Genomic DNA, 11,363 nt, shown 5'->3' with positions numbered 1-11,363 from the left:
CCAGCAGCCCCCGCCTACCCGGAAACCGACCGCGAAGCGGTCCACCGCGTGATCCGCGAACGCCGCGACATCCGCAACGGCTTCCGCTCCGACCCCGTCCCCCACGAGGTCCTCCTCCGCGTCCTGGAAGCCGCCCACACCGCCCCGAGCGTCGGCCACTCCCAGCCCTGGGACTTCCTCGTCATCAAGAACGAGGCCACCCGCCGCCGCGTCCACGAACTCGCCGAGGCCCAGCGCGACGCGTACGCGCAGTCGCTCCCCAAGGGCCGCGCGAAGCAGTTCAAGGAACTCAAGATCGAGGCCATCCTCGACACCCCGGTGAACATCGTCGTCACCGCCGACCCCACCCGCGGCGGCCGCCACACCCTCGGCCGGCACAGCCAGCCGCAGATGGCCCCGTACAGCTCCGCCCTCGCCGTCGAGAACCTCTGGCTCGCCGCCCGCGCCGAAGGCCTCGGCGTCGGCTGGGTCAGCTTCTTCGACGAGCGCGAGCTGGTCCAGGCGCTCGACCTCCCCGAGCACCTCGAGGTCGTGGCGTATCTCTGCGTCGGTTACGTCGACGAGTTCCCCGGCGAGCCCGAGCTCGTCCAGCACGGCTGGTCCAAGCGCCGCCCGCTCGCCTGGGTCGTGCACGAGGAGTCGTACGGCCGCCGCGCGCTGCCCGGCGAGGACCCGCACGACCTCCTCTCCGAGACCCTGGAGCGCATCCGCCCCCTCGATGCCAAGGCGCTCGGCGAGGCCTGGGAGCGGCAGAAGCGGATGACCAAGCCGGCCGGCTCGCTCGGCATGCTGGAGATCATTTCCGCGCAGCTGTGCGGCCTCAGCCGCCAGTGCCCGCCCGCGGTCCCCGAGCCCGCCGCCGTCGCCATCTTCGCCGGCGACCACGGCGTGCACGCCCAGGGCGTCACCCCCTGGCCGCAGGAGGTCACCGGCCAGATGGTCGCCAACTTCCTCGGCGGCGGCGCCGTCTGCAACGCCTTCGCCGCCCAGGTCGGCGCCGAGGTCTGCGTCGTCGACGCGGGCGTCGCCGGCGAACTGCCCGCCACCCCGGGCCTCGTACCGCGCAAGGTCCGCCCGGGCACCGCCGACTTCACGCAGGGCCCGGCCATGTCCCGCGAGGAGGCGCTGCGCGCCATCGAGGTCGGCATCGATACGGCCCGCGACCTGGTCACGGCCGGCAACAAGGCGCTCCTCACGGGCGAGATGGGCATCGCGAACACCACGTCCTCCGCCGCGATCATCTCCGTCTTCACGGAGATGGACCCGGCCGAGGTCACCGGCCGCGGCACCGGTATCAACGACGAAACCCACGCCCGCAAGGTCGACGTCGTCCGCCACGCCCTGGAGCTGCACCGCCCGGACCCCTCCGACCCGATCGGCGTCCTGGCGGCCATCGGCGGCCTGGAACACGCCGCCCTCGTCGGCTACATCCTCGGCGGCGCCTCCATGCGCACGCCGGTGATCCTCGACGGCGTCAGCGCCGGCGCCGCGGCCCTGATCGCCCGCGCGATCGCCCCGGAGGCCCTGGCCGCCTGCATCGCAGGCCACCGCAGCTCGGAACCCGGCCACGCCGCCGCCCTGACGAAACTGGGCCTGCGCCCGCTGATCGACCTGGACCTCCGCCTGGGCGAGGGCACCGGCGCGTTGCTCGCGCTCCCGGTCGTCCAGAGCGCGGCACGCGCTATGCGCGAGGTGGCAACCTTCGACGCGGCGGGAGTCACGGAAAAGAACTGAGAGACCTCCCGGTCTCTCGTCTCTCGGCGGCGAAGCGTCCCGCAGGGCGGGACGGGGCGGGCCCGGACGTTTCCGGCGCCCGCCGACGCGGCTTGCCCGGGCAGCACTCGCGCTGGCGGCGCACCCGCGCGCAGCGCACCGTGTTGCCCCCACCACATCCCCATTCCCGCAGGTGAGCCGCGCGCCGTAGGGTTGCGCTACGCACCGTCCGCCCCTCCAGAGAGAGCGCGCCGAGATGACCGAGACGCACCCGGACCCCGCCCCCGCCTACCCCGTAGGGCTGCGCCTCGCCGGCCGGCGCGTCGTCGTGCTCGGCGGCGGCCAGGTCGCCCAGCGCCGCCTGCCCGCGCTGCTCGCCGCCGGCGCGGACGTCACGCTCGTCTCCCCGTCCGCCACCCCCTCCGTCGAGGCGATGGCCGACGCCGGCGAACTCACCTGGGAGCGCCGCCCGTACCGCGAAGGCGACCTCGCCGACGCCTGGTACGCGCTCGTCTGCACCCGCGACCCCGAGGCCAACGCCGCCGCCTCCGCCGAGGCCGAGCGGCATCGCGTCTGGTGCGTCCGCAGCGACGACGCCGAATCCGCCACCGCCTGGACCCCGGCCACCGGCCGCAGCGAGGGCGTTACGGTCGCCGTCCTCACCGGCCGCGACCCGCGCCGCTCGGCGGCCGTCCGGGACGCCATCGTCGAAGGCCTGCGCGACGGCACCCTCGTCGCGCCCCGGCACCGCGCCCGTACGCCCGGCGTCGCCCTCGTCGGCGGCGGCCCCGGCGACCCCGACCTGATCACCGTGCGCGGCCGCCGCCTCCTCGCCGAGGCCGACGTCGTCATCGCCGACCGCCTCGGCCCGCGCGACCTCCTCGACGAACTCCCGCCGCACGTCGAGGTGATCGACGCCGCGAAGATCCCGTACGGCCGCGCCATGGCCCAGGAAGCCATCAACAACGCCCTCATCGAGCACGCCAAGGCCGGCAAGCAGGTGGTCCGCCTCAAGGGCGGCGACCCCTTCGTCTTCGGCCGCGGCATGGAGGAGGCCGAGGCGCTCGCCGAGGCGGGCATCGCCTGCACCGTCGTCCCCGGTGTGACCAGCGCGATCAGCGTGCCGGGCGCCGCGGGGGTGCCGGTGACGCACCGCGGGGTGGCGCACGAGTTCACGGTCGTCAGCGGGCACGTGGCGCCCGACGACGAGCGCTCCCTGGTCGACTGGACGGCCCTCGCGGGGCTCACCGGCACCCTCGTCCTGCTGATGGCGGTGGAGAACAGCGGCGCCATCGCCGCCAAGCTGATGGCCGGCGGCCGCCCGGGCGACACCCCCGTCGCCGTCATCCAGGAAGGCACCATGGCCGCCCAGCGGCGCGTGGACGCCACGCTCGCCACGGTGGGGGAGACGGTACGGGCCGAGGGCGTCCGTCCGCCCGCCGTCATCGTCATCGGCGACGTCGCCGCCCGCGGACGTAACCAGCGGTAACCGATCTCCCCGCCCTCGTTGGCACTTCACCGCTGGGAAGGCAGTATCACCCTGTGGCCGAACTCATCACGATCGACGACCCCGAAGACCCCCGGCTCGCCGACTACACCGACCTGACCGACGTCGAGCTGCGCCGCCGCCGCGAGCCGGCCGAGGGCCTGTTCATCGCCGAGGGCGAGAAGGTGATCAGGCGCGCCAAGCAGGCGGGCTACGAGATGCGCTCGATGCTGCTCTCGGCGAAGTGGGTCGACGTCATGCGGGACGTCATCGACGAGGTCCCGGCCCCGGTGTACGCGATAGAGCCGGCGCTCGCCGAGCGGGTGACCGGCTATCACGTACACCGCGGCGCCCTGGCGTCGATGCAGCGCCGCCCGCTGCCGGACCCGGTCGAACTGACCACCGGCCACCGCCTCGCCATCTTCGAGGACATCGTCGACCACACCAACCTCGGCGCCGCCTTCCGCTCCGCGGCCGCCCTCGGCGTGGACGGCGTGCTGCTCACGCCGCGCTGCGCGGACCCGCTGTACCGGCGGGCGGTGAAGGTGTCGATGGGCACGGTGTTCCAGGTCCCGTGGACCCGTATCAGCCCGTGGCCGGAAGGCCTGGAGACGCTGCGGGCGGCCGGCTTCACGACGGCGGCGCTGTGCCTGAGCGAGAAGTCGGTCCCGCTGGAGGAGCTGGCGGCCCGCCGCTACGACAAGCTGGCGCTGCTGATCGGCACCGAGGGCGACGGCCTGACGACGGACGCGCTGCGGGCGGCGGACGAGTGGGTGCGGATTCCGATGGCGGGGGACGTGGATTCGCTGAACGTGGCGGCGGCCGCGGCGGTGGCGTTCTACGCGACGCGGCGGGCGTAGCCGAAGATCGTCAGGGGCGGCACCCCCGCTTCACTCAAAAATGTACAACTCCCTTCTGCGGGCAGCGTGTCCCGCGCGACCTGCGGGTTCGTCGGGTTCTCTGGCCGAGTTACCGCTAACTCAGAAGGGACCCCCATGCAGCTCCGTGGAGCCGTTTCCGGGGCGATCGTCAGCGCCCTCGCCCTGGGACTGACCGTCGCCGGCTCAGCCACCGCCCATGCCGACACCCCCGGCACGGTCACCGCCCCCGACACGCTCACCGTACGGTCCGAGCCCACCACCTCGTCCGCTCCGCGCGGCTCGTACTCCGCAGGCGAGCGGCTGTCGCTCAAGTGCCGGACGATCGGCCAGAGCGTGTACGGCAACAGCGCCTGGTACGAGCTCGGCAGCCGCGCGGGCTACGTCGCCGCGCATTACGTGTCCGCCGACGGCGCCGTACCCACCTGCGGCCCGGCCGGTCCGCGCGGACCCAAGGGAGCGCGAGGCGAACAGGGCGCCCCCGGCAAGGACGGCAAGGACGGCGTGAACGGCAAGGACGGCGTGAACGGCAAGGACGGCGCCACGGGTCCGCAAGGCCCGCAAGGCCTGAAGGGAGACAAGGGCGAGACGGGCGAGAAGGGCGCGCGCGGCCCCGCCGGCCCGCAGGGCGATCCCGCCATCCCGGAAACCCAGTTGGCCACCAAGGAGGTCACGCTGTCGAAGGACCAGGAGACGGAGGTGGTGGCCAAGTGCCCCGACACCCACCCGCGGGTGCTCTCCGGTGGCTACTACTACAGCCGTGACCGGATCGCCGGCGCCGAGTACGAGGTGACGGCGAGCATGCCCACCGAGGAGACCAAGCCGGCAGCCTGGCTCGTGTCGGTCGTCGCCGATGACGACGACGCGCCCTTCACCGGTTACGCCCTCTGCTCGAAGTAAGAGCCGGGGTATGCGGCGGCCCGCGTACGAACACGCGGGCCGCAGGCCATGCGCTCCGGCCTAGGTCGGCCCCTGACACCCCTGCGCGGCCGCGATCCCCAGCGCCACCACCACCGTGACCAGCACGAACACGATCAGCCGCTGCCGCAGCAGCCGGCTGTCCGCACCACCCTGCCGCCGCGCCGCACCCGGCGCCGCGGCCTTGGCGTTACGGCCCTGGGCCCGGGCCCCGGACGGCGACCGGGGCGCGGGCGGCCGCGATCCGTTCGTACCGGGCCCGCCGACCCGCCCACCGTTCGTACGCGACGTGCTGGAGCGCGCGCCGTTCGTGCCGCGCGCCGCGGGGCCGCGGCCACCCGAGCCGCGCGCGGGCCGGGGCGCGGCGCTCCTCCCGGAGGCGGACGCGGGCGGCGCCGCGGGCTCGGGCTGCCGCTCGGTCGGCCGGGCCGGGGCCGGGACCTCGGCGGCGTGCACCTGCCGGCCCTCCGCGGGCACGGCGCCCGCGCCGCGCGCCTCGCGGGCCGCGATCTCCTTCAGCCGCACCGACAGCTGCAGCGTCGTGGGCCGCTCCGCGGGGTCCTTCGCGAGGCACGCGAGCAGCAGCGGCGCCAGCGCGTCCGGGGCGCCGTGGATCTGCGGCTCCTCGTGCACCACGCGGTAGAGCATCACTTCCGAACTGCCCTGTCCGAAGGGCGAGTCCCCGGTCGCCGCGTAGGCGAGGGTGGCACCCAGCGAGAAGACGTCACTCGCCGGCTTCACCGCGACGCCGCGCACCTGCTCGGGGGAGAGGAACCCGGGCGACCCGACGGCCGTACCGACATGGGTCAGGGTCGAAGCGCCGGTGGCCCACGCGATCCCGAAGTCGATGATCCGCGGCCCCTTGGGCGACAGGAGGATGTTCGACGGCTTCAAGTCCCGGTGTACGACGCCCGCCTCGTGCACCGCGACGAGGCCCTCGGCGAGCGCGGCGCCGATGGCGGCGACCCGGGCCGGCGGCAGGATGCCCTCCTCCTGCACCTTGTCGTGCAGCGAGGGCCCCGGCACGTACTGCGTGGCGAACCACGGCCGGTCGGCGTCGAGATCGGCGGCGACGAGCCGCGCCGTACAACCGCCGCGGATCCGCCGCGCGGCGGACACCTCGCGGGCGAACCGCGACCGGAACTCCTGATCCTCCGCCAGATCGGGCCGGATCACCTTCAGGGCGACCCGCTGGCCGCGCCGGTCGGAGCCGAGGTAGACGACGCCCATCCCGCCCGCGCCGAGCCTTCGATGAATGCGGAACGATCCGACAGCCCGCGGATCCTCGCGCCGGAGCCGCATCATCGCCATCAACCGTCCCCTGCCTGCCCTGACAAACCAGTTCGCCCGTCGTTGTGCTGCCCCACAGCTTACGGACTTGACGCCGCTTCGCGCTGAACAGGCGCCACATGTACGGCCCGCGCCGCCTCACGAATGTCAGTGCCGAGTGGGATCCTGGAAGGGTGGGCGAGGCCAATTCACGGCGTCAGAAGGGGGATTGATCAGCGATGAAGGGAGACCGGGTGGAGATAGTCGTGGACGCGGGGGACACGACGCGCACGTACCAGATGGTGGCCTCCCGGGCGGGCCGCCGGGTGGAGACGTCGGTGCGCCGCGGGGTGGTCGAGGTGAGCGAGGTCACGCGCAGCGGATCCGTCGTGCGCACGGCCCGATTCATGTCGACCCGGGTGCTGGCGCTGGTGGAGCATCCCGTTCCGCGGTGGGAGGAGTCAGAGCAGCCCCTGGGGGATGTCCCCAGGACGTAGGTCCTCTTCTCCAACCACGGGAGTATCCGAGCGGGCCCCGGGTCATCCTCCGGGAGGCCCGGGATTCAGCACCCGGGCATGACGTCCGGCGCGATTTGCGGGCCTAATGTTGTTGTCAAGCGGCGGGTGCAGCACTCGTCCCCCGAGGTCAGACGCCCGCCGCCCTGAATCGGACAAGGAGAAGGCAGCATGACGATCTACACGCCGGAGCGCCACGGCTCCCGGACGCCGGGGCAGACGGTTGCCCACGGTGCCCGGGCGGTCGCCGGCCTCGGCGTGCAGCCGTCGGGCCGTCGCCACCCCGCGGTGGCGGTGGCCATGGTGCTGCCTCTGGCGATCGTCCTGGCCGTCGTCTTCGGCGGCTGGGAAGCGGTTGTCACCAATGCGTCGTCCGTGGCCGGTCTTATGGGGCGGTAACTCGCTTCTAGGCCCGGGAGAGCGGCCCGGGCCGGGGACAGCCGGCTGACAACCCCGTGGGGACGGGGGTGCGGCGGACGGACGGAAAGTGCCCGGGCAGCAGGGGAGCTGCCCGGGCGCTTTGCGTTTTGTACGCTCAGTCGGGTGCACGCAGATCTGGCCGGGCGCCTGTCCGGTCCCGCGGAGATCATCTCCGACCGACCCGACGGCCTCGTCCTCGGGGATGACGACGCCGTCGTCAAGGCGCACGGCCCCGATACGGACAGCCAGGCCCTGGCCACCCGCCTGCGCATCGCCGCCCACCCGCTCCTCCGCGGCATCCTGCTCGCGCCGCTCCCCGCCCCGCAGCCGCCCCTGGACGGCCGCGTCGTCACCGCCTGGCCGCGCGGGCGCACCGTGGATCCGGAGGACCCCGACGCCGCACCCTGGACCGCCGCCGGACGGCTGCTCGCCCGGCTGCACCGGACGCCGGCCGCGGCGCTGAACGCGTCCATACCCCCCATGCGCGGCCCGGCGAAGGTCGCCCGCGCCCTGCACCGGCTCCGCAGCGCCGACGCCCCCGGCGCCGACGCCGTGCTGCAGGCCGCGGCCACGCTCCCCGCCTGGGCCCGAGGCGAAGCCGCCGCACCACCCACCGGCATCCTCTGCCACGGCGACCTGCACCTCGGCCAGCTCGTCCGCCACCCCCGGCCCGACGGCCCGTGGCTCCTCATCGACGTGGACGACCTCGGTCTCGGCGACCCCGCCTGGGACCTCGCCCGCCCCGCGGCCTGCTACGCGACCGGACTCCTCATCCCGGAGGACTGGGACGCGCTGCTGAGCGCCTACCGGGACGCCGGCGGCCCCGTCGCGGGCCCGCCCGGCACGCTCTGGCCCGACGCCGTCGATCTGCCCGCCCGCGCCCTCACCGTTCAGCTCGCCGCCCTGGGCCTCGCCCGCGCGGCGGCGGCGCGCCGCGAACCGGACGACATCGAGCGCGACCTGCTCGCCGCGTGTGTCCGTATTGCTGAGATACCGGCAGGTCCGGGGGAGTGGGACACGCCTTAGGCTGTCCGGACCATCGCCGGTTTTCCAGGGGAGTTGAGGCGATCATGCAGTGTCCCAAGTGCCGTGCGCCCATGCACACGTACAACCGCAACGGAGTCCAGATCGAGCAGTGCAGCGGCTGCCGCGGCATCTTCCTCGACTACGGCGAGCTCGAGTCGCTCACCCGCCTCGAATCCCAGTGGACTCAGCCCGCGCCGCCCCCGCCGCCCGCGGCGCAGCAGCACGGCGGTTACGCGCAGCCCGCCCCGGCCTGGGGGCATGGCGGCGGGCACGGTGGTCACTACGGCCACGGCCGCCGCAAGAAGGGCTTCGGGCAGATGCTCTTCTCGTCCTGAGCGCAGCCCGTACGCACCAACGACGAGGGCCCGGGTCATCGACCCGGGCCCTCGTCGTGGATGGTGCGCGATACTGGGATTGAACCAGTGACCTCTTCCGTGTCAGGGAAGCGCTCTCCCGCTGAGCTAATCGCGCGCGGCGTTGCGGGAAGAGAATGACACGGCCGTGACCTGCAATGCAAATCCACCCGCCCGCCGAGGCCTTGGTCGGCTCAGAGCTTCTCCATCCCGTTGTACGGGCTGACGATGCGGGCTTGGCGGGAGCCGAAGTCGACGAGCATGGCGGTGCCGTCCTCGACGCCGACGATCCGGCCCAGGCCGTATCGATCATGGGAGACACGGTCCCCCAGGGCGAAGTCCTTGACCTCGGGGACGACGGGAGCTGCGAAGGGGCTCGTGGCGAGGTGGCGCGGAGGCGCGGATCGTTTAGTCATCGTGTAGCCAGTATGTGGCCTCCGGGCGGACTCCGGCGCCGTCGGTCGCTCAGTTGGCCACTCCGTTACACGTCAGAGGCCGTCTCCCGCACCGGGGAAACGGCCTCTGACCAGCGTGCGCGATACTGGGATTGAACCAGTGACCTCTTCCGTGTCAGGGAAGCGCTCTCCCGCTGAGCTAATCGCGCGTGAGGTGGAGACGGGATTTGAACCCGTGTAGACGGCTTTGCAGGCCGTTGCCTCGCCTCTCGGCCACTCCACCACATCGAGGGCTTCAAGACCCCCTTCGAGCGGACGACCGGGTTCGAACCGGCGACCTCAACCTTGGCAAGGTTGCGCTCTACCAACTGAGCTACGTCCGCAATGTCAAGATCCAGTAGGCGCTACCCGCGCCCCGCCTGACGTCATGAACTGTAGCGGATTCCGTCCCCAGCTCAAATTCCGTTTCACCGTCCTAGACTCATGACGTGCCCGACCTCCCGCCCCTCGCCCGCTTCGGCGGTGTGATCGCCAGCGATCTTCGCGACGTGACCACGGACCCCGCCGCGCTGGACTCCAGCGGCTGGTGGGCGGTGGTGGCCGACTTCGAGGGCAAGATGCTGTGCGCGCGGTTCGGGGACGTGCGGGCGGCCTCGGGCGCGCGCCCTGAGCCGGCCCCCGGGCGGTGGCGCGGACCGGACCCCGGCTCCTGGTGGTCATCCCTCGACCGGGACGCGTACATGGCGGGTGTGCGGCGCATCCGCGAGCACATCGCCGCCGGCGACGTCTACCAGGCGAACCTCTGCCGGGTGCTCAGCGCGCCCCTCCCGGACCCGGACGCCGCCGACGTCGACGCCCTCACCGCCCTCCTCGCCCGCGGCAATCCCGCCCCGCACTCCGGCACCGTCCGGCTCCCCGCACACGGCGTGGAGGTCGCCTCCGCGTCGCCGGAGCTGTTCCTGCGCCGCGCCGGGCGTGTCGTGGAGTCCGGGCCGATCAAGGGCACCGGGCGCACCGCCGCCGACTTCGGGGAGAAGGAGCGGGCCGAGAACGTCATGATCGTGGACCTGGTCCGCAACGACCTCGGCCGCGTCTGCGCCACCGGCTCCGTCACCGTCCCCGCGCTGTGCGCCGTCGAGGAGCACCCGGGCCTCGTCCACCTCGTCTCCACCGTGCGCGGCGAGCTCGCCCCCGGCGCCGGGTGGCCGGAGCTCTTCGCCGCCACCTTCCCGCCGGGCTCGGTCACCGGCGCCCCCAAGAGCAGCGCCCTGAAGATCATCGACGCGCTGGAGACAGCGCCCCGCGGCCCGTACTGCGGCGGCATCGGCTGGGTCGACGCCGACCGCGGCACCGGCGAGCTGGCGGTCGGCATCCGCACCTTCTGGATCGACCGCGACGCCGTCGGCGGCCCGGTGCTGCGCTTCGGCACCGGCGCCGGGATCATCTGGGACTCCGACCCCGAGAAGGAGTGGGCGGAAACCGAGTTGAAGGCAGCACGCCTGCTCGGGATAGCGTCGCAGGAGCACGCGAGAACCGGAGGAACGCACCACTCATGAAGATCTGGCTCGACGGCGCCCTGCACGAGGCCGCCGACGCACGCGTCTCCGTCTTCGACCACGGCCTCACGGTGGGCGACGGCATCTTCGAGACCGTCAAGGCGACCGACGGGCGCACCTTCGCCCTCACCCGGCACCTCGACCGCCTGACCCGCTCCGCGGCAGGCCTCGGCCTGCCCGCGCCGGACCTGGACGAGGTACGGCGCGGCTGCGCCGCCGTGCTCGAGGCGAACCCGATGCCGCTCGGCCGGCTGCGCATCACCTATACGGGCGGCCTGTCCCCGCTCGGCTCCGACCGCGGCAAGCACGGCCCCACCCTGGTCATCGCCCTCGGCGAGGCCAAGCGCCGCCCGGACAGCACCGCCGCCGTGACGGTGCCCTGGACCCGTAACGAGAACGGCGCCCTCGCCGGCCTGAAGACCACCTCGTACGCCGAGAACGTCGTCGCGCTCGCCCGCGCCCACGAGGCCGGCGCCACCGAGGCGCTCTTCGCCAACACCGCGGGCCGGCTCTGCGAGGGCACCGGCTCCAACGTCTTCGTCGTCCTCGACGGCGAGCTGCACACCCCGCCGGTGGCGTCCGGCTGCCTCGCCGGGATTACCCGGCGGCTGGTCGTGGAGTGGACCGGCGCGCAGGAGACCGACCTGCCGCTCGCCGCCCTGCGCGAGGCCGAGGAGGTCTTCCTGACCTCCTCGCTGCGCGACGTCCAGGCCGTGCACCGGGTCGACGACCGCGAGCTGCCGGGCCTGTCCGGATCGGTCACGGCCAAGGCGATGCGGGTCTTCGAGGAGCGGTCGGCCGCGGACATCGATCCGTAAGCACAGAACAGAACAG

The 11,363-nt window shown here is 73.3% G+C and carries 12 protein-coding genes and 4 tRNA genes; 10 read left to right on the top strand and 6 right to left on the bottom strand.

Translation table 11 applies throughout. From position 1 onward, the window contains the following. From cobT to G5C51_RS18060, 4 genes are all read left to right on the top strand, one after another. Window positions 1-1,734 (top strand): nicotinate-nucleotide--dimethylbenzimidazole phosphoribosyltransferase (cobT, locus tag G5C51_RS18075; protein WP_165238564.1); only part of this gene is annotated, 1,734 nt, incomplete at its 5' end. A gap of 235 nt (window positions 1,735-1,969) precedes the next feature. Next, window positions 1,970-3,202, top strand: a complete 1,233-nt coding sequence (cobA, locus tag G5C51_RS18070) for a uroporphyrinogen-III C-methyltransferase (RefSeq protein WP_165238562.1) — start codon at window positions 1,970-1,972, stop codon at window positions 3,200-3,202. 53 nt (window positions 3,203-3,255) lie between these two features. Continuing rightward, complete coding sequence (locus G5C51_RS18065; protein WP_165238560.1) at window positions 3,256-4,059, top strand: TrmH family RNA methyltransferase; 804 nt, start codon at window positions 3,256-3,258, stop codon at window positions 4,057-4,059. Between the two features lie 135 nt (window positions 4,060-4,194). After that, on the top strand, window positions 4,195-4,977 hold the full coding sequence (locus tag G5C51_RS18060; RefSeq protein ID WP_240929737.1) for an SH3 domain-containing protein: 783 nt from the start codon (window positions 4,195-4,197) through the stop codon (window positions 4,975-4,977). 60 nt (window positions 4,978-5,037) lie between these two features. On the opposite strand, the gene G5C51_RS18055 is transcribed toward G5C51_RS18060, so the two are convergent. Next, on the bottom strand, window positions 5,038-6,306 hold the full coding sequence (locus G5C51_RS18055) for a serine/threonine-protein kinase (RefSeq protein WP_165238558.1): 1,269 nt from the start codon (window positions 6,304-6,306) through the stop codon (window positions 5,038-5,040). A 197-nt stretch (window positions 6,307-6,503) separates the two neighbouring features. On the opposite strand from G5C51_RS18055, the gene G5C51_RS18050 reads away from it, so the two are divergent. The 4 genes from G5C51_RS18050 (at window position 6,504) to G5C51_RS18035 (ending at window position 8,560) form a co-directional block, all read left to right on the top strand. Then, window positions 6,504-6,761, top strand: a complete 258-nt coding sequence (locus G5C51_RS18050; protein WP_165238556.1) for a hypothetical protein — start codon at window positions 6,504-6,506, stop codon at window positions 6,759-6,761. Window positions 6,762-6,950: 189 nt separating this feature from the next. Beyond that, window positions 6,951-7,178, top strand: coding sequence for a hypothetical protein (locus G5C51_RS18045; protein WP_206313996.1), 228 nt, complete (start codon window positions 6,951-6,953; stop codon window positions 7,176-7,178). A 144-nt stretch (window positions 7,179-7,322) separates the two neighbouring features. Then, window positions 7,323-8,225 carry a phosphotransferase family protein gene (locus G5C51_RS18040; protein WP_338118194.1) on the top strand — a complete coding sequence of 301 codons (903 nt, stop codon included), beginning with the start codon at window positions 7,323-7,325 and terminating at the stop codon, window positions 8,223-8,225. Between the two features lie 44 nt (window positions 8,226-8,269). After that, window positions 8,270-8,560 (top strand): TFIIB-type zinc ribbon-containing protein, encoded by a 291-nt coding sequence (locus tag G5C51_RS18035; RefSeq protein WP_165238554.1) that lies wholly within the window; start codon window positions 8,270-8,272, stop codon window positions 8,558-8,560. A 61-nt stretch (window positions 8,561-8,621) separates the two neighbouring features. Here the strand turns inward: G5C51_RS18035 and G5C51_RS18030 are convergent. The 5 genes from G5C51_RS18030 to G5C51_RS18010 form a co-directional block, all read right to left on the bottom strand. Then, a tRNA-Val gene (locus G5C51_RS18030) sits at window positions 8,622-8,696 on the bottom strand. Window positions 8,697-8,772: 76 nt separating this feature from the next. Next, on the bottom strand, window positions 8,773-8,994 hold the full coding sequence (locus G5C51_RS18025) for a hypothetical protein (RefSeq protein ID WP_165238552.1): 222 nt from the start codon (window positions 8,992-8,994) through the stop codon (window positions 8,773-8,775). Window positions 8,995-9,110: 116 nt separating this feature from the next. Further along, window positions 9,111-9,182 (bottom strand) — tRNA-Val (locus G5C51_RS18020). 3 nt (window positions 9,183-9,185) lie between these two features. After that, window positions 9,186-9,256, bottom strand: a tRNA-Cys gene (locus tag G5C51_RS18015). Window positions 9,257-9,283: 27 nt separating this feature from the next. Then, window positions 9,284-9,356, bottom strand: a tRNA-Gly gene (locus G5C51_RS18010). Window positions 9,357-9,461: 105 nt separating this feature from the next. Here G5C51_RS18010 and G5C51_RS18005 point away from each other — a divergent pair. Both G5C51_RS18005 and G5C51_RS18000 read left to right on the top strand, forming a co-directional pair. Beyond that, on the top strand, window positions 9,462-10,529 hold the full coding sequence (locus G5C51_RS18005; RefSeq protein WP_165238550.1) for a chorismate-binding protein: 1,068 nt from the start codon (window positions 9,462-9,464) through the stop codon (window positions 10,527-10,529). After that, a complete protein-coding gene (locus G5C51_RS18000) occupies window positions 10,526-11,347 on the top strand; it encodes an aminotransferase class IV (RefSeq protein ID WP_165238548.1) in 822 nt (273 codons plus the stop codon). The genes G5C51_RS18005 and G5C51_RS18000 overlap by 4 nt, the downstream gene beginning before the upstream one ends. Window positions 11,348-11,363: the final 16 nt, after the last annotated feature.

Origin of the sequence: Streptomyces coryli (genome assembly GCF_011044975.1) — a bacterium.
In the GTDB taxonomy this organism is placed as follows: Bacteria; Actinomycetota; Actinomycetes; order Streptomycetales; family Streptomycetaceae; genus Streptomyces; species Streptomyces coryli.
This window is presented reverse-complemented; position numbering and strand designations above follow the sequence as displayed.

Bases quoted from the DNA above. Each gene is read 5' to 3' on its own strand.
- cobA (WP_165238562.1), top strand. From the start codon at position 1,970: ATGACCGAGACGCACCCGGACCCCGCCCCCGCCTACCCCGTAGGGCTG.
- G5C51_RS18060 (WP_240929737.1), top strand. From the start codon at position 4,195: ATGCAGCTCCGTGGAGCCGTTTCCGGGGCGATCGTCAGCGCCCTCGCC.
- G5C51_RS18055 (WP_165238558.1), bottom strand. From the start codon at position 6,306: ATGGCGATGATGCGGCTCCGGCGCGAGGATCCGCGGGCTGTCGGATCG.
- G5C51_RS18050 (WP_165238556.1), top strand. From the start codon at position 6,504: ATGAAGGGAGACCGGGTGGAGATAGTCGTGGACGCGGGGGACACGACG.
- G5C51_RS18045 (WP_206313996.1), top strand. From the start codon at position 6,951: ATGACGATCTACACGCCGGAGCGCCACGGCTCCCGGACGCCGGGGCAG.
- G5C51_RS18035 (WP_165238554.1), top strand. From the start codon at position 8,270: ATGCAGTGTCCCAAGTGCCGTGCGCCCATGCACACGTACAACCGCAAC.
- G5C51_RS18025 (WP_165238552.1), bottom strand. From the start codon at position 8,994: ATGACTAAACGATCCGCGCCTCCGCGCCACCTCGCCACGAGCCCCTTC.
- G5C51_RS18000 (WP_165238548.1), top strand. From the start codon at position 10,526: ATGAAGATCTGGCTCGACGGCGCCCTGCACGAGGCCGCCGACGCACGC.